Here is a 16,554-nt window from a genome sequence, read left to right as displayed (position 1 = left end):
AAGCAGGGGCGACTGTCGCGCGTGTGTCTCGTCGGTCGCCCGTCAGGCGGCCTCGTTGGCGCGGCGCCACACCGGAAACGGATCGGACAGCCGGGCCCAGGCGGCGACATCCATCGCCGGCTTGCCGGGCAACAGGCAGGCGTCGAGCCGTGCGCTCAATCCGGCCTCGTCCATGTTGCTGCCGATGAACACGATCTCCTGGCGGCGGTCGCCGTAGATCTCGTCCCAGCGCTGCAGCATGCGAGCCCGCCAGTCGGGATTCTCGGGCCATAATTTTTGCGGCACCGAGGCCCACCAGAAGCCGAGCGCGCTGGTGCGCACGATGGCGCCCGCCTGGCTGAGCTCGCCCAGCCATTGCGGCCGCGTCGCCAGCCAGAAATGACCCTTGGCGCGAATCACACCCGGCCACGGCTCGCGCAGGAACTGATCGAAGCGGGCGGGGATGAACGGACGGCGGGCGCGATAGACGAAGCTCGTCACGCCATAGGTTTCGGTCTCCGGCGCGTGATCGGCAAAGCCGTAGAGCTCATTGTACCAGAGCGGATGCTGCTGGGCGCGTTCGAAGTCGAAACGTCCGGTCGCCAGCACGCGCTCCAACGGCACGACGCCGTGGCTGGCCTCGATCACGTCGGCATCCGGATTGAGCGACCGGATGATCTTGCGCGCGGTGTCGCGCTGATCCGCGCTGGCATCATCGATCTTGTTCAGCACGATCACGTCGGCGAACTCGATCTGCTCGACCAGCAGATCGACCAGCGCGCGCTGGTCGCCGTCCAGCGCCTCGCCGCGCTGCGCCAGGAAATCGGACGACCCATAGTCCTTCAGCAGGTTCACCGCGTCGACGACGGTGACCATCGTGTCGAGCCGTGCGACGTCCGACAGGCTCATGCCGTCCTCGTCGCGGAAGTCGAAGGTCGCGGCCACCGGCAGCGGCTCGGAGATGCCGGTGGACTCGATCACGAGATAATCGAAGCGGCCGCTCTCGGCGAGCGTGCGGACTTCCTTCAGCAGGTCGTCGCGCAGGGTGCAGCAGATGCAGCCATTGGTCATCTCCACCAACTGCTCATCCGTCCGCGAAAGATTGGCACCGCCATCGCGAACGAGGTCCGCATCGATGTTCACCTCGCTCATGTCGTTCACGATCACCGCTACCTTCAGATCCTGGCGGTTGTTCAGGATGTGGTTGAGCAAAGTGGTCTTCCCAGCCCCGAGGAAGCCGGACAAGACCGTGACGGGGAGTTTGCGCATCGAGATCGAACAGTCTCTTCAGGGGGAGCGGTCGGTGCCGGCGAGCAGGCATGCGGCCTCGTATGTGATGTTATAACATAACAATCGTCTAGAACAACTCGTGCTGTCAAGGGGAGGCCGGTGACGAAGGTGTGAGCGGGTGGTCGTCCGGCGCCATCGCGCTCGGCGGCGCCGAGCCGGGGAGGTGGACGCGATGACGGAAGCGTCGGCCGGCCATGGCCCGGCCGACGGGGGGCACGAACGATGCGCGAGAGACGACGCGCCTTCGCCACGAGCGACGCTGCGCCCCCTCTCCCCGTTCTTCACGGGGAGAGGGTCGGGGTGAGGGGCAGCCACACGAGCGGTCTCAATTCCATGGACGTGGAGCTGAAGCAGATCGCATCAAAGATGAAATCACGCGACGAACAGGTCTGATGGACTCATGAGATCTGCCGTGCATCATGGAATGGTTGCCCGTGGGTGTCCGACCGGGCTGATCCCTGACATTTTAGACCGGGCTGATGCCTGACAATATTCCATCATTGGTGGGTTGTCTCCGCCGTTTCCTGCGCGACGCGGAGCCGCGCACGCGGCGGAGCAAAGCGCAGGAAACGGCGGTCGCGATTGATGATCCCAAGGTCCCGATCCGAGAAGCGGACGATGTGGTTGCCGCTCTCGTGCTTGGTGAGACCGATGAGTTCGCCGGCGAGCGCCTCGCCGACGAAGACGTGGTCGCCGCGCCATTTGATGACGCCGTTGGGACGCACGCGGCGGACTTGGTGATCGGCGTCGTACCAGGGGTCATCGAGGCGGCTCGGCATGGAGCGCTGCGGCGAGCGCCAGAGCTTGACGGGTGCCACTTGGCCGAGCGCCTCGTGCGGCCGCTCCTCGTTGAAGTGGCGCCGAAAGGCGTCGAAGCGGCGCTGCTGCTCGACAGCGGTGCCTGCCGGCGGCTTCGATGTCTCGGCCTTCAGCGTGCGATGCATGCGCTCGTGCCGGCCGTTGTCCTGCGGGCTGGATGGTGGGATGTAGCGCGGCTCGATGCCGAGCTTGAGCCACCAGATCGAGAGCGTCGAGAGGCCGCCGGCTCCAGTCGATCCGAACGGTACGCCATTGTCGGAGCGGATCGCGCGCGGAAGTCCGATCTCCTTGAAAACAAGCTCCATCGCGTTCTTCACACCGGTCGCGGTCGGATCAACAATGCGCACCTCGATCAGGTAACGGCTCGCCGCGTCGGTGATTGTCAGTGGATCACAGCGCGTTCCATCCCGGGTGCGAAACCAGCCCTTGAAGTCGATCGCCCATTCGTCATTGGGACCTTCCGCCGGCATCACCAGTTCGCCTTGCGCAATCGCCCGACGCCGGCGCGGTCGCGCTTGGACCAAGCCTTCGCGCTTGAGAATGTCGCCGATCGTCGAAGCCGCCGGCCAGTCGACCTGGGGCCGCTCGGACCCCAGCCAGGCCTTGATCTTCTTCGGGCCAAAATGCGGAAACCGTTGCCGAGTTGCGATGATCTGCCGAACCAACCGGTCCGCTGTCGCGTGCGGACAGTTCTGCACCGCATGGCTCTTCTCCTCGAACCACTGCGGATCCCCGCTCGCGCGGCGGCGCTCCCATACGTAGAACGTCTCCCGGCTGACGCCGTGCCGCGCGCACAGCTCCGTCACCGTGAAGGCTCCCGTGTCGTACTCCCGAAACAACCCAATACGCTGCTCCACAGGACTGCTCTCCCTGAAAGGCATCGTCCGATTCTCCTTCGAATCAGACGAAATTGGCCTGTCAGGAATCAACCCGGTCTAAAACGTCAGGAATCAGCCCGGTTCATACCGGGGCTGCCCCTCACCCCAGCCCTCTCCCCGTGAAGAACGGGGAGAGGGAGTGCACCGTCTGCGCGGCATCGCTTGGAGATCATGTCTCAAAGCAGCAAGCGGGAGCATGACTCCCGGCAGCAACTACTTCGACAGATAGGCCGTTCCCGCCGGGCCGTTGGCAACCGACATCGAGAGTGCGCCCGGGGCGATGGACCAGTTGGTGGCGTTCAGGATCAGGGTGTTGAACACCATGGTGACGCTGTTGCTGCTGACGTTGGAGACCGAGTTGATGGTGACGTTGCGGCTCGGCAGATACATCAGGCCGGTATAGGAGGAGCCGCTGGTGCCATTGATCGGCAGGTTGGTCGGCGACAGGCCGTTCGGCTCGTACATCAGGATGTTGGCATAGGTGCCAGTGGTCGGCGCCGACAGCGTCGCGCTGACGTTGCCGTTGAAGGTGAGCGTGGCATTCTGATCGACGAGATAGAACGTCACGCCGTTGCCGGTGACCGTCCAGCCCGAGTTGAAGGTCATCGTGCCCTTGATGACGTACAGGCCCGGGTTGAGCGTCAGCGTGCCGGAGCCGTTGAAATTGGTCGAGCCGCAATAGACGCCCGGATTGAGCGTGACCGAGCCGGGATCGTACACCTTGTTGTTGGTGGTGCACGATCCGACCGTCACCGCCGGCAGCGTGCCGGCGAACGGATCGGAGATCGCCGCGCAATTGGTTTCGGCCGGCGGGGTGACGCCGCCGTTCTTGATGATGGTCGAGCCCTTGATGCAGATGCGCTTGGCGTTCAAGGTCGCGTTGAAGATGGCGGCCGGGCTCTGCGTCGACAGCACGTGCACCTCGCAGGTCGGCGCCTTGAGCTGAGCGCCGGAATTGACCAGCAGCGATTGCGAGTTGAGCGTGCTGACGAGCAGGATGCACACCGGCGTCTTGCTTTGCGCGCCTGCCTTGGCGGTGGCCGAGGCCGTCACGCCGAGCGAGGTGGTACCCATCACGTTCAGGAACGACGTCTTCACCGTGGCCGTCGCGGTGCCGGTGAGCGTGCCATCATTGTTCGAGGTGAAAGCGGCCGAGGCGGACGAGCCGAAGCGGCCGCCGAAATCGCCCTTGAACACCGCGGTCGCCGTCGAAATCTGCTGCGCGCTGGGCTGGATCACGCCGGCCAGCACGGCCGCATCGACGGCCTTCTGCAGCTGGGTCTTGGTGTCGCTCGACTTGGAGAAGTCGACGGCGGCGCCGATCGAGATCACGATCGGAATGATGGCGATGGCGAAGATCATGCTGATCTGGCCGTCCCGGGCGCGCCAGAACCGGCGGCACCGGGCACGGAGACTCTCGGATGAAATCGATGCGGTCATCTACGACGTTTCCCCTGCTGGCTGCTCAGGGCTCGCCGCCGCCACATCGGAGCCCCCTCAGTCCACGACATGGGCCGGAGACATTACCGCGAGCTGAATCCGGTTCCCGAAACGGAACCTGTGTGCTGCGCGCGGGAACTCAGGGTTATCAGTCCATTGGAGCGATCGTCGACAGAAGGGTGATGTTACCTCTCGGGGGTGGTGATTGCACACAACACCTGCTCTGGAGGGTGGTCTCCAAGTCTCGCTTGTTAGTTGTGAAACGGTGACGCTCGCTTGTTCGTCGACGTGCGGTTAGCGCCGGGCCGAGAGCCAGATCCGGTCCGACGGGAGGACCAGGCTGCAGACCAGCGCGTAGGCGACCAGCGAGACCGCGACCGTTGCGGCGAGCGAGGCCATGCCGCCGCCCAGCGTCACGACGGCGATGGCGCCGCCGCCGGCGGCGATCAGGATGCGCAAAACGGAGCCGACGAAAGGCCACAGCACGTGCCCGGCGCCCTGGCCGGCAAAGGACAGCACGAAGCCGAAGCCGAGCGCGGCATAGGCCGGCGCCACGGTGCGCAGATAGATCGCGCCGTCCCGCAGCACGTCGGGGTCATGGCTGAACAGCGTCAGCCAGAGCGGCGGATGCAGCGCCACGACCAGCCCGATGGTGCCCACCAGCACCGCGCCGGTCAGCGCGCTGACCCAGGCGATGCGGCGGGCGCGTCCGCCCTGGCCGGCGCCGACATTGATGCCGACCATGGTCAAGGCCGCCGTGCACAGACCGAACAGGATCGGGATCATGATGTAGTCGAGCCGCGAGGCGATACCGTAGGCGGCGAGCTCCGAAGTGCCGAAGCGGCCGGCCAGCGCGGTCACCAGGATCACGGTGAGGTTGACGAGCACGGCGTTGAGCGCGGTGGGCAGGCCGACCCTGAGGATGTCGGCGAACAGCCGGAGCTGCAGCGGCGCGACGCGGACATGCAGGCTGGAGCGGCCGCTCGCCATATAACGCAGCAGCACCAGCATGGCGCCGCAATAGTACAGTCCGAAGGCGATGCCGGCGCCGGCGATGCCGAGGCCCGGCAGCGGACCGAGGCCGAAGATCAGGATCGGCGACGCGGGGATCATGACCAGCGCGCCGACCAGCGTGACCAGCGCGGGCACCCGCACATTGCCGGCGCCGCGCAGTGCCGCCGCCTGCAGATTGACGATCCACACGGCGATCGCGCCCGCGAACAGATAATTCGAATAGCGCAGCGCCGCCTCCAGCGCGCCGGCGCGGCCGCCGAGCGCGTGATACAGCGCCGGACCGAACAGCGCGGTCGTGACCGTGAACAGGCCGCCGGCGATCACCGCGAGCACGATGGCGTGGAAGGCGATGGCGTCGGCATCGGCGTTGCGGCCGGCGCCGACGGCGCGCGCGACCGCCGAGGAGACGCCGCTGCCGATGCCGCCATTCGACATCATCGTCATCAGCATGAAGATCGGGAACACCATCGCCACGCCGGCGAGCGCGTCGGTGCCGAGGAAGCCGACATAATACGCCTCGGCGACGTTGACCGCGGTCTGCGCCACCAGCACGGTCATGGTGGGAAGCGCGAGCCGGATGAGCGTGGGCAGCACCGGGCCGGTCAGCAAGGCCGCGCGCGCCGCCGCGGCTTTCGTGCGCTGGGCGTCCGGAGGCGGCGGGCAGGGCGTCGCTTCGGACGCAGCGGATTGTGCGGCCGTGCGCGGCTCCGTCGATACGTCCATTTTGCCTCCGCGCGCGCCGGCCGGCGGCGTTGCATTTGAATGATGATCGTCATCCAATATGACCGCGGCCATTGGCGGGTCAAGCAGGCCCGGGCGCAGACCGGTCATGATTTCTTGAACGGGGACGGCAGCCGAGCGGCGCGGCGTCTAGATCATGATGCGTTTCGGCGGAAACGCATCATGATCTTATCTCTTTGTTTGAGCATGATCTTCTCGGAAAACCGGTCTCCACTTTTCCGGATCATGCTCTAGTAATGGATGCGCAGGCCGACGCCGCCATGGATGGTGTTGCCGACCGGCTGCGGGCCGAGCGTGCCGTTGACGAACAGATCGGCGATCCAGCCCTTCTGGAGACGGAAGCCGAGCCGGCCGCCATACTCGAACCAGCCCTGGTTGCCCATGGTCGGCGTCACCGTGCCATTGCCGGTCACGGTAGCGACGAGGCCGGATCTGCTCGCGAACGACTGCACATAGCCGCCATTCACGTTGGCTTCGATGCTGGAGCCGAACAGATGCGTCCACTGGCCGCCGATCTTGACCAGGCTGGTGCGGTCGGTGCCGCCGGCGACCGAGGCGTCGAACGGGTTGAAGGCGGCAGCCGGATCGCGATAGCCGGCCACGCGCTGCCACAGCTGCCACAGCTCGACGGAGGCGGCGACCTCGTCGCGCGGCGACATCCGGCTGATCCAGCCGGCGCGGCCATAGACCGCGTAGTTCGAGGCCGTGGTGGTGCCGTCCACGGTGACGTTGCCGAGGCTGGTCGCGTAACTGCGGCCGTAGCGCACCTTCTCATAGGGCGTCAGGATCGTGCCGATGTCGAAGAACGGCCGCGACGAGCCCCAATCGGCGAAGTCGTAGCGCAGCGCGAACGCGCCGATCGGCGCCGAGGTCACGTGATAGCCGTTCTCGTTGTAGTGCGTGTAGGCGAGGCCGGCGAGCAGCGCGAGATTGCCGGTGAGCTGCTTGCGGCCGTGGATGCCGGCCGAGAACGAGCCGGCCGAGCCGAACGCGCTGATGCAGTCGTTGCAGTTGATTTGCTCGTTGACGCCGAGCAGCACCAGGCCGAGCACGCGATTGGTGATCATCTGGTTGAAGCGCTGGTCGGCGAGGCCGGTGATCGAGTTTGCGCTGCTTCCCGCGCCGGTCGGCGCAGGCGTCGGTGTCGGCGAGATCGAGGGCGTCGGGGTCGGCGTCGGAGTTGCGGTCGGCGTGGGCGTTGCGCTGGGTGAGGAGGTCGGTGACGGCGTTGGGGTCGGGCACAGCGCTGCGGCGACATTCTCCACGCCGCAGCTGCTCTGCGCCGTGGCCGGTGCCGCCTGCACCGCGAGCGCAAGCAGCCCGCCTGCGATGGCGGCCGTCCATGCAGCGAGCTGATTGCGGCGTGCGTGCATCGTCATCGCCCGCACAGAATGCCGGTGAAGTCCTGCGGCGGCGCGCTGCTGGCGAGATCGGTGACCGTGCAAAGGCCCGAGGTCGATGTGCAGGTCGCCGCGAAGCTCCAGGACGGATTTGAGGTCTTCCTGATCGCGCTGCGGCCCTGGCCGGTCGCGGTGATGATCGCGGTGTCGCCGGGCTGGGTCAGCTCGAGGCATTGGAAGGTGAGGGTGCAGACCCGCGAGGCACCTTCCTGCAGCACCACCATGGTCTCACCGCGCCTGGAGCGGATGTCGAGGATGGTGCCACGGACGCCGATGGTCGCGAGCGGCGTGTTGATCTTGTAGGCGGTCTTCTCGGAATGGCCGGTGACGAAGCGGAACGCGCCGGTGCCGAGCCGGATCGCGATGTCGCGATAGCTGGTCTCGTCGTTGAACACGGTGCGATCGAGCGTCAGGCTCGCATTGGCCCCGAGCGAAAGATTGGTGCTGTCGATCATGACGAGACGTGCGGCGCTGTCGGTGCCGGTACGCACCGTCTCGTTGCGCACCACGCCGTCGCCGACATTGATCGGGCTGGTCGACGTGCCGGCGATGCGCAGCACGTCCTTCTGCACCAGCACGGCTTCGCCGATGCGATTGTCGGCGCGGGCCTGTCCCGCGACGCCCAACAAGGCGGCGGCCGACAGCGCAGCAACGCAGGTTCGGTGACGCAGATTCATATCCACACCGAAGATTGTTCCCCGTTCAATCTAGCCGAGGTCCCTGCGCGAGGTTGTTGTAAAATGGACACAAGTTTGCCTCGATGCGTCGACGATGTTTAGTTGCGCTCACCCTGAGGTCAGTTCAATCGCATGCCCATGAAGTCAGCTGCGGCTCGCCGTGACGAGGATGACGACGACGGCGATGTCGCGCAGGATGGCGCCTTGCCGGCGCGCCGCTGTGCGCTCACGGCGTTCATGATCTTCGTCATCACGCACGTCATCTTGATGATCGGCCTCGCCTCGCCGCCCAAATTCGTGTTCGACGAGGTGCACTACGTGCCCGCTGCGCGGCAGATGCTCGGGCTGGCGCCGGCATCGCCGCAGCTCAACCCGATGCATCCGCCGCTCGCCAAGGAGCTCATTGCGCTGTCGATCAGGACGTTCGGCGACAATGCGTTCGCGTGGCGCTATCCCGGTACCGTGCTCGGCGGCCTCGCCGTCGCCGCGATCTATCTGTGCGGCCTTGCGCTGTTTGCGGCGCAGTCGCCGGCGATCGCCGCCGCGCTGGTCGCCTTCTTCAACCAGATGCTGTTCGTGCAGGCGCGCATCGCGATGCTCGACATCGGCGCGCTCGCCTTCAGCCTGCTCGGGATCGCGGCGTTCCTGTTCGCGTTCAGGCTGCGGCGGCCGCACTTCGTCCTGGCGCTCGCGGGGGCGATGTTCGGTCTTGCGATCGCCTGCAAATGGAGCGGGCTGTTTCCGCTGCTGACGACGCTTCTCATCGTCGGCCTGATCAAGCTGCTGCAGCACTGGCAGACCTCGTTCGGCGATCCCCAGCCGACCGACTGGTACCAGCCGGAGCAATGGCCGCAATTGCGATGGGCGTCCATCGCGCTCTGCCTCGTCGCTGCTCCCACACTCTGCTATCTCGCGACCTTCGTGCCGCTGCACGGCCTGTCCATCGGCGCGATCGCCGAAGCGCAGCGGCGCATCTTCGCCGACAGCGTCACCACGGCGATTGCCGGCCATACCTATATGAGCGCTTGGCCGACCTGGCCGCTGCTGGTGCGCCCCGTCTGGTTCCTGTTCGACAAGGCGAGCGAGACCGACATTGCCGCGGTGGTGCTGCTCGGCAATCCGCTGGTGCTGTGGCCGGCGCTGCCGGCGCTCGCTGTCTGCGTCAGGGATTTCGTCGCACAACGCAGCGCGGCGGCGTTCCTGATCCTGACGTTCTATCTCGGCTGCTATCTGCCCTGGGCGCTGCTGCCGCGCGCGCTGAGCTTTCTCTACTACTATCTGCCGTCGGCAACGCTCGCGAGCCTCGCGCTCGTCCATGTGCTGCTGCGATGGCCGCGCCGGGTGATGTGGGCCTATGTCGCGATCGCGATGCTCGGCTTCGCCCTGATGCTGCCGATCAGCGCCGCCTTCATCGGCACGACGATGCGGACGTTCACCCGGCTGATGCTGTTCCAGAGCTGGATCTGACAGGGCAAAAAGCGCCCCACCTGCCGGGGACCGTCGGCAAGCGGGGCGATACGCGCGGCGGAGCGCTCACTTCGCCGCGGTCTTGGTGTCCATGTTGACGACCTGCACACGCCGGTTGAGCGGATCGGCCGGGTTGGCGGCATCCTTCAGCTTGGTCTTGCCATAGCCGACGGTCACGAGGTCCTGGCCGGTCAGGCCGAACTTCTCGACCAGATAGCGCTTGATGGTGTCGGCGCGACGCTCGGACAGATCCTGGTTGAAGCCGTCGCCGCCGATGCCGTCGGTATGGCCGGCGACCACGAAGGTCGAGCCCTTCAGGTTGGGATCGGACAGCGCCTTGCCGAGCTCCTGCACCGCAGGCATCGAGGCCTTGCTGATCTCGGCCGAGTTGTAGTCGAACTGGATCTCGAGATCGATCTTCGGCTTGGTCGCCGCCAGCTCGGCGATCTGCTCGCGCTCGCCGAGCGACAGCGAGCGGGTCTTGCGGTTGCGCATGCTGTCGATGAAGGCGGATTGCTTGGCCTGCGTCGCCGCATCGACCTGCGGGGCCGTCTGCGGTCCGACCGAGATGCCACGGGTGGCGGATTTCGGCTTCAGCGCGTTCAGGATCTGATCGGCGGACACCGCCTCGCCGGCGAGCGCGGCGCCGGCGCTCATCGTCAGCATGGCGGTCAATGCCGCCGCTCGAACTGCAATACGTCCAAAATATGCGGTCATCGTCGTCATCCTCGGGTGGTCATGGCTCATAGCCATTGGATGCTTGGACGATAGAACGGGTTCAAAACGTTCGAATGTGATCGATATCACGCATGACCGGTCGCGCGCCCCACTGCTGCGAGGTTGTCGCAAAGCCATCGGCGCGTGGCCGGTCTGCGAACAACAAATCGGCCAGATGCGGTTCTACCGGATATCTCTCGCCGGAAAAAAATCGCAAACCGTGGGAAGCGAGGCGGGCAACAAACGATTGAAGTCAAGAAACGCCAACGGAAAAGCATAGCCGTGTTCAACTCATCCCCCAGGCGCGACTACCAGTCCCATCGGGCCAGCAGCCAGGACTCGTCGGGATCGACGAGTTCCATGTCGACGCTGATCGGCGCCGGCATCATCGCCGCGGCGATCCTGCTGTCGACGCTGATCACCGCGGTCGGCAACCGTTATGTCGGGCTGGAAAGTCCCTCGGAGGATACGGCCTGGCTGGTCGACCGCCTGACCGGACGGATCTACAAATGCCGCGCGCCGGATCCGGGCCGCGCCAGCTGCAAGGCCGAGATCGCCACCGGCAGCATCCCAGAAAAGAGCAAGCCATAGGTTCCCGAACCGGATCTGTCAGGCATGATTGGCGTTGCGGGAGCACCGCCGAATCTCGCACGATCGCGCCGTCATGGCCGCCGTTCCTGCTCCCATTCCGTTGTCGAAGATCACCGCACGTCGTCTCTGGCTGCGCGCCCAGCGCCTCGACACCGAGGCGCCGTTCGGCGCCGGCCCGCAAGCCGTCGCGGCGGCGATCGCGCATCTCGGCTATGTGCAGATCGACACCATCAACGTGATCGAGCGCTGCCACCACCACATCCTGTTCAGCCGCATCCCGGCCTATCGGCGTGCCGATCTCAGGCAGGCGCAGAGCAGCGACAAGACCGTCTTCGAATATTGGACCCATGCGCTGTCCTACGTGCCGGTGCAGGACTTCCGCTTTTTCGTGCCGGCGATGCGGCGCTATCGCCGCGAAGGACATCGCTGGCTGCAGACCGTCAAGCCTGAGGATTCGCGCAAGGTGATGCGGCTGATCCGCCAGGGCGGCGCGCTGACCATCCGCGACATCGACGACGATGAGCTGCGGGAGAAGGACCACGCCTGGGCCAGCCGCAAGCCGTCGAAACGGGCGCTGCAGCTCGGCTTCTACGAGGGCACGCTGACGGTCGCCGGCCGCGACGGCATGCTCAAGACCTACGATCTCACCACCCGCCATTTCGGCTGGGACCGGCTGCCGAAGGGCGCCACCGAGCGCGAGATCGCAGCCTATCTGCTCGACCGCGGCCTGCGCGCGCAGGGCGTCGTCAGCCTGGACTCGCTCTGCCATCTCAATGCGCCGCGCAAGGCGGATGTGCGACGGGTCATCGACGCGCGGGTCCGCCGTGGCGAACTTGTGCCGGTCGCGCTGGAGGGCGGCGGCAGGCACGAGCATTGGGCGATGCCGGCCGCGCTGGAGGAGGCGATCGCGATCGACCCTGCGCGTGTGCACATCCTGTCACCGTTCGATCCGCTGATCATCCAGCGCAAGCGGACGCAGGCGATCTTCGACTACGACCATCGCTTCGAGGCCTATGTTCCGAAGGACAAGCGGCTGTTCGGCTACTTTGCGCTACCCGTTCTGGTCGGCGAGGAGATCGTCGCGGCGATCGATTTGAAGACCGACCGGCAGAACAGCAAGCTGCTGATGCAGAAATGGAGCTGGGTCGGCCAGGGCAAGGCGGCGCGCGGCGACCATCGCAAGGCGCTGAAGCGGACCATCGAGGACGAACTGCACCGGTTCCAGCGGTTTCAGCTCGGCGATTGACCTTCCGCCAGACCGAGCGCTCATCCGGCTTGATTTGGAAACAAATGTTCCCTAAAAGGGGGCATGACGAAGCCGCAGACGAATTCATCCGAGCGCCGCGGGCCAGGCCGGCCGCGCGAGTTCGACATGGACACCGCCCTCGGCAGGGCGCTGGTGGTGTTCAGCGAGCGTGGCTACCACGGCGCCTCGCTGGCGGAATTGCGGGCTGCGATGAAGCTTGCCACCGGCAGCCTCTACAAGGCCTTCGCGGACAAGAGCGCGATTTTCCTGGCGACGCTGGACTACTACATCGCGCGCCGCGACCGGCAGCTGCGCGAGCGGCTCGATGCGCAACAACGCGGCCGCGACAGACTGGAGGCCTTGCTGGCATTCTATGCGGAGTCCGCCAGCGACAGCGAGGGCCGGCGCGGCTGTCTGGTCGTTACCAGCGCCACCGAGCTCGCCACCTTGGATGCGGAGGCCGCGGCCAAGGTCCGCAATTCGTTGCGCCGGGTCGAGACCCTGTTGCGCGACCTGATCAGGCTCGGCCAGGCCGACGGATCGATCCGGCCGGATCTCGATGCGGAGGTCGCGGCGGGGGCTCTGTTCTGCGTCATCCAGGGCTTGCGGGTGGTCGGCAAAACGGGACGCACCAAGGGCGAGATGACGAAGGTCGCAAAACAAGCCGCGGCCCTGTTCGCGTGATGTTGCGCGAAATTAGGAAACATTTGTTCTATAATAACGAGGATGATCCATGTCGGAATTGATGAACGCCGTTTCTCCCCAAGCTCCGTCGCGGCTGGTCCCGGCGGAGCCGTTCGCGCGCGATGACGCCGCGCTGTCCGGCTTCACGCACCGGTTCGAGACCATCGACGGCCTCAGGCTACACTATGTCAGCGGAGGCCGGCCTGACGGCGAGGTCGTCGTGCTGCTTGCCGGCTTTCCAGAGAGCTGGTTCGCTTGGCGCAAGGTCATGCCGCTGCTGGACGCGCGTTATCGCGTCATTGCGATCGATTTCCCGGGGCAGGGCGACTCGGACCGGCCGGCTGATGGCTACGACACCCAGACGCTCGCCACGTCCGTGCATCGCCTGCTGCAGCAGCTTGGCGTCACCAGCCATCATCTCGTCGGCCACGACATCGGCGCGTGGGTGGCCTATCCCTATACGGCACTGTTCGGAGATGCGGTGCAAAGCCTGGCGCTGCTGGATGCCGGGATTCCCGGCGTGACCTTGCCCGAGGCTTTGCCCTACGCGCCGGACCGCGCGTGGCGCACCTGGCACTTCTCGTTCCACGTCGTCGCGGACCTTCCGGAGATGCTGATCCAGGGCCGCGAGCGCGACTATCTCGCCTGGTTCCTGCGCCGCAAGGGTGCCAATCCCGAAGCATTCTCCGAGAGCGATCTCGACGAATACGCGCGCGTGCTGACCAAGGCCGGCGGCCTGCGCGCGGGACTTGGCTATTATCGTGCGGCCGCACTGTCGGCGGATCAGAACCGCGAGCTGAAAGCCAAAGGCAAACTCAAGCCGCCGGTGCTGGCGGTCGGTGCCGATCAGGGATCGATCGTCGACATGGCCGCGCCGCTCAGGGAGGTCGCTGAGCACGTCGATGGCATCACCATTGGCTCGTGCGGCCACTATATCCCGGAGGAGCAGCCGGCCGTCCTGGCGGAGGAACTGATGGCTTTCTTCAGCCGCGCCGGTGCCGATTCGAACTGAGATCTCAGCCGGCATGGAGCCTCGCCCCAGGCAACCTAAGCCGTGCTGGGCGATCGCATTGGGACGGCAGTTTTGCGCTCGTCCATCTCCACGTCGTCATGGCCGGGCTTGTCCCGGCCATCCACGTCATCCGGCATATTGGGAACGACGTGGATGCCCGGGCCTTCGCCGCGCCGAAGCGGCTTCGGCCGCGCAGGCGGGACAAGCCCGGGCATGACGGAGTTACAAATTGGCAGCATCTTTCGCCGTGCTGTTAGGCCGAGGAGACCGCAACGTGATCCGATCGATCGCCATGCCGATGAGGATGCCGATCGCATAGGCGACGATGTTCCACAGCGAAAAAATGCGCCCGAGCAGCAGCGCGCCGGCCAGCGTCAGGCGGAAGCTGTCGAGCCAGGGCGTATGGATCAGCCGGCTCGCCTCGACGGTCACGGCGACGGCGAGCGCGAGCCCGCCGATCTGCCGCCATGACCTCAGCGGCAGCAGCGCGACCAGCAGCATGTACACCATCGTCGCCCAGAGGATGGAACCGCCGTATTTGACGATGAAGGCGGGAAGGCCGAGGCCCAGACCGTAGAAGCGCAAGGCGAGGCCGAGCGCGATGACGATCAGTGCCGACGCCAGGGCCAACGCACGGCGGTGCTCATTCAGTCGCGTCATGGTCGGCCACCCTCCACTGTCGTCCCGGACAAGCTGTGACGCGCGTCCGCGCGGAACAGCGCCGATCCGGGACCCAGACGCCGCGGCCGATGTGAGTTGCGAAAAAGCCAATCACCAGCGTGCCTCAAACTGCACGCTGGGGGTATGGGTCCCGGCTTTCGCCGGGACGACAATGGGGCGTGTCGTGACGGCGATGCGTGTCGAGCCGGCGCGGCCGGGAGCATCAGGCCCTGAGCTCGCCATGCGCACGCCGCGCGCCCGCGATGCACCGACATGCTGTGGGATTGCTTGTTTTCCAATTGACTTGCCACCGTTGATGCTCAACACCGCCATCAACTATCAAACTCTGCAATGCTCCCGGGAGGAGATCGATGAGCTCGTCAACCATTCGTCCCGCCGCGTCTGGCCGGTCCGACATCGAGGCCGCAACCATCCGCGTCATTTCGTGGCGGCTGATTCCGTTCCTGGTGCTCGCTTATTTCTTCTCCTATCTCGACCGCGTCAATCTCGGCTTCGCCGCGCTGACGATGAACGCCGAGCTGAAATTCTCCCCGCTGGTGTTCGCCTGGGGGGCGGGCATCTTCTTCATCGGCTATTTCATCTTCGAGGTGCCGAGCAATCTGGCGCTGGAGAAATTCGGCGCCAGCCGGTGGATCGCGCGCATCATGGTCACCTGGGGGATCATCTCGGCGCTGATGGCGCTGGTCTCGGGTCCCTGGAGCTTCTACGCGCTGCGCTTCCTGCTCGGCGTCGCCGAGGCGGGCTTCTTCCCAGGCATCATCCTCTATCTCACTTATTGGTACCCGGCGCAGTATCGCGCCCGCTTCCTTGCCGCCTTTGCGGTTGCCGTGCCGATCTCGACCGTGATCGGTGCGCCGGTGTCGGGCCTGCTGCTCGGCATGCACGGACTGATGGGATTGCAAGGCTGGCAGTGGCTGTTCATCATCGAGGGTATCCCTTCGGTGCTGCTCGGTGTCGTCACCTGGTTCTATCTGACCGACCGGCCGGAGCACGCGACCTGGCTGTCGGCGGAGCAGAAGGCCTGGCTCGCGGCCAGGCTCGAGGCGGAGACCGCGGCCAAGCAGGCGGCGGGACACATGACGCTTGGCGAGGCGCTGTCGTCGCCGAAGGTGATCGTGCTCAGCCTGATCTATTTCGGCTTCGTCGGCGCGCTCTACGGCATGCAGTTCTGGCTGCCGCAGATCGTCAAGGCGTTCGGCCTGACGAATACGCAGACCGGCTTCGTCACCGCGATCCCCTATGCGTTCGGCACCGTCGCGATGATCCTGTGGGCGCGTCATTCCGATGCGACGCGCGAGCGCGTCGTGCATGTCGGCGCGCCGATGATCCTGATCGCGATTGCGCTGGCGGCATCGAGCCAGATCGGCGATCCCACGCTGACGATGGTCGCGCTGACCTTCGCCGCGATCGGCGTGTTCTGCGTGTTCGGCGTGTTCTGGACGTTGCCGACGGCGTGGCTGTCGGGCACGGCCGCCGCCGGCGCCATCGCGCTGATCAACTCGATCGGCAATCTCGCCGGCTTCGGCGGTCCCTATCTGGTCGGCTGGATCAAGGACACGACGGGCTCGACGACGCATGGCCTGCTCGCATTGTCGGCGCTGCCGCTGATTGCGGGGCTCCTGGTGTTCTTCGGCGGCCATGAAAGCAAGGTGGAGTTCGCCGGCCAGGCGCCGGCGGAGTGAGCGCGTGCGGTGATCCGCACTGCGGACACCGTGTGTTGGGACCAGGCGCCGTCATTCCGGGGTGGTCGCGACAGCGACCGAACCCGGAATCCCGAGATGAGTCGCTGTGGTGCAAACCAAGCTCGAGATTCCGGGTTCGACCGCTGTCGCGGTCGCCCCGGAATGACACCGTAGGGTGATGGACGCTCCCGCCAATCGAGATCTGCCCTTCTCCTGAGCACCTGCGGCAACATGTC

At 65.7% G+C, this 16,554-nt stretch carries 14 protein-coding genes; 6 read left to right on the top strand and 8 right to left on the bottom strand.

Annotated elements, in window-relative coordinates; translation table 11 throughout:
- Positions 1-42: 42 nt before the first annotated feature.
- From zigA to QX108_RS11480, 6 genes are all read right to left on the bottom strand, one after another.
- The gene (gene zigA, locus QX108_RS11505) at positions 43-1,248 is read right to left on the bottom strand and encodes a zinc metallochaperone GTPase ZigA (RefSeq protein WP_315781954.1); all 1,206 of its coding nucleotides are present in this window, start codon (positions 1,246-1,248) and stop codon (positions 43-45) included.
- 518 nt (positions 1,249-1,766) lie between these two features.
- Positions 1,767-2,945, bottom strand: coding sequence for an integrase core domain-containing protein (locus QX108_RS11500; protein WP_315781952.1), 1,179 nt, complete (start codon positions 2,943-2,945; stop codon positions 1,767-1,769).
- Between the two features lie 234 nt (positions 2,946-3,179).
- Complete coding sequence (locus QX108_RS11495) at positions 3,180-4,406, bottom strand: TadE/TadG family type IV pilus assembly protein (protein ID WP_315781950.1); 1,227 nt, start codon at positions 4,404-4,406, stop codon at positions 3,180-3,182.
- 294 nt (positions 4,407-4,700) lie between these two features.
- The gene (locus tag QX108_RS11490; protein ID WP_315781948.1) at positions 4,701-6,143 is read right to left on the bottom strand and encodes an MATE family efflux transporter; all 1,443 of its coding nucleotides are present in this window, start codon (positions 6,141-6,143) and stop codon (positions 4,701-4,703) included.
- Between the two features lie 248 nt (positions 6,144-6,391).
- On the bottom strand, positions 6,392-7,540 hold the full coding sequence (locus QX108_RS11485) for a hypothetical protein (RefSeq protein WP_315781946.1): 1,149 nt from the start codon (positions 7,538-7,540) through the stop codon (positions 6,392-6,394).
- Complete coding sequence (locus QX108_RS11480) at positions 7,537-8,238, bottom strand: FecR domain-containing protein (protein ID WP_315781944.1); 702 nt, start codon at positions 8,236-8,238, stop codon at positions 7,537-7,539. Before QX108_RS11480 ends, QX108_RS11485 begins: the two co-directional genes overlap by 4 nt.
- Positions 8,239-8,370: 132 nt before the next feature.
- Between QX108_RS11480 and QX108_RS11475 the strand changes: the two genes are divergently transcribed.
- Positions 8,371-9,705 carry a phospholipid carrier-dependent glycosyltransferase gene (locus QX108_RS11475; RefSeq protein ID WP_315781942.1) on the top strand — a complete coding sequence of 445 codons (1,335 nt, stop codon included), beginning with the start codon at positions 8,371-8,373 and terminating at the stop codon, positions 9,703-9,705.
- Positions 9,706-9,771: 66 nt separating this feature from the next.
- Here QX108_RS11475 and QX108_RS11470 read toward each other — a convergent pair whose 3' ends face one another.
- A complete protein-coding gene (locus QX108_RS11470) occupies positions 9,772-10,422 on the bottom strand; it encodes an OmpA family protein (protein WP_172114108.1) in 651 nt (216 codons plus the stop codon).
- A 360-nt stretch (positions 10,423-10,782) separates the two neighbouring features.
- Here QX108_RS11470 and QX108_RS11465 point away from each other — a divergent pair, with 360 nt between their 5' ends.
- The 4 genes from QX108_RS11465 (at position 10,783) to QX108_RS11450 (ending at position 13,955) form a co-directional block, all read left to right on the top strand.
- Positions 10,783-11,013, top strand: a complete 231-nt coding sequence (locus QX108_RS11465; protein ID WP_172181678.1) for a hypothetical protein — start codon at positions 10,783-10,785, stop codon at positions 11,011-11,013.
- Between the two features lie 73 nt (positions 11,014-11,086).
- A complete protein-coding gene (locus QX108_RS11460; protein WP_315781939.1) occupies positions 11,087-12,259 on the top strand; it encodes a winged helix-turn-helix domain-containing protein in 1,173 nt (390 codons plus the stop codon).
- 126 nt (positions 12,260-12,385) lie between these two features.
- Positions 12,386-12,943, top strand: coding sequence for a TetR/AcrR family transcriptional regulator (locus tag QX108_RS11455; protein WP_315781937.1), 558 nt, complete (start codon positions 12,386-12,388; stop codon positions 12,941-12,943).
- Between the two features lie 49 nt (positions 12,944-12,992).
- Positions 12,993-13,955 carry an alpha/beta hydrolase gene (locus QX108_RS11450; protein WP_315781935.1) on the top strand — a complete coding sequence of 321 codons (963 nt, stop codon included), beginning with the start codon at positions 12,993-12,995 and terminating at the stop codon, positions 13,953-13,955.
- A gap of 222 nt (positions 13,956-14,177) precedes the next feature.
- On the opposite strand, the gene QX108_RS11445 is transcribed toward QX108_RS11450, so the two are convergent.
- Positions 14,178-14,615 (bottom strand): DUF2809 domain-containing protein, encoded by a 438-nt coding sequence (locus tag QX108_RS11445; protein ID WP_315781933.1) that lies wholly within the window; start codon positions 14,613-14,615, stop codon positions 14,178-14,180.
- 371 nt (positions 14,616-14,986) lie between these two features.
- Here QX108_RS11445 and QX108_RS11440 point away from each other — a divergent pair, with 371 nt between their 5' ends.
- Positions 14,987-16,318, top strand: a complete 1,332-nt coding sequence (locus QX108_RS11440; protein ID WP_315781931.1) for an MFS transporter — start codon at positions 14,987-14,989, stop codon at positions 16,316-16,318.
- Positions 16,319-16,554 lie beyond the last annotated feature (236 nt).

The organism is Bradyrhizobium sp. SZCCHNR1002 (genome assembly GCF_032381435.1).
Classification (GTDB): domain Bacteria; phylum Pseudomonadota; class Alphaproteobacteria; order Rhizobiales; family Xanthobacteraceae; genus Bradyrhizobium; species Bradyrhizobium aeschynomenes.
Note: the sequence above shows the minus strand (reverse complement) of the source record. Positions and strands in the feature narration are given on the sequence as shown.

Excerpts from the sequence above, each read along its gene's own strand:
- zigA (WP_315781954.1), bottom strand. The coding sequence starts at position 1,248 with ATGCGCAAACTCCCCGTCACGGTCTTGTCCGGCTTCCTCGGGGCTGGG.
- QX108_RS11495 (WP_315781950.1), bottom strand. The coding sequence starts at position 4,406 with ATGACCGCATCGATTTCATCCGAGAGTCTCCGTGCCCGGTGCCGCCGG.
- QX108_RS11490 (WP_315781948.1), bottom strand. The coding sequence starts at position 6,143 with ATGGACGTATCGACGGAGCCGCGCACGGCCGCACAATCCGCTGCGTCC.
- QX108_RS11485 (WP_315781946.1), bottom strand. The coding sequence starts at position 7,540 with ATGACGATGCACGCACGCCGCAATCAGCTCGCTGCATGGACGGCCGCC.
- QX108_RS11480 (WP_315781944.1), bottom strand. The coding sequence starts at position 8,238 with ATGAATCTGCGTCACCGAACCTGCGTTGCTGCGCTGTCGGCCGCCGCC.
- QX108_RS11475 (WP_315781942.1), top strand. The coding sequence starts at position 8,371 with ATGCCCATGAAGTCAGCTGCGGCTCGCCGTGACGAGGATGACGACGAC.
- QX108_RS11470 (WP_172114108.1), bottom strand. The coding sequence starts at position 10,422 with ATGACCGCATATTTTGGACGTATTGCAGTTCGAGCGGCGGCATTGACC.
- QX108_RS11465 (WP_172181678.1), top strand. The coding sequence starts at position 10,783 with ATGTCGACGCTGATCGGCGCCGGCATCATCGCCGCGGCGATCCTGCTG.
- QX108_RS11460 (WP_315781939.1), top strand. The coding sequence starts at position 11,087 with ATGGCCGCCGTTCCTGCTCCCATTCCGTTGTCGAAGATCACCGCACGT.
- QX108_RS11455 (WP_315781937.1), top strand. The coding sequence starts at position 12,386 with ATGGACACCGCCCTCGGCAGGGCGCTGGTGGTGTTCAGCGAGCGTGGC.
- QX108_RS11450 (WP_315781935.1), top strand. The coding sequence starts at position 12,993 with ATGTCGGAATTGATGAACGCCGTTTCTCCCCAAGCTCCGTCGCGGCTG.
- QX108_RS11445 (WP_315781933.1), bottom strand. The coding sequence starts at position 14,615 with ATGACGCGACTGAATGAGCACCGCCGTGCGTTGGCCCTGGCGTCGGCA.
- QX108_RS11440 (WP_315781931.1), top strand. The coding sequence starts at position 14,987 with ATGAGCTCGTCAACCATTCGTCCCGCCGCGTCTGGCCGGTCCGACATC.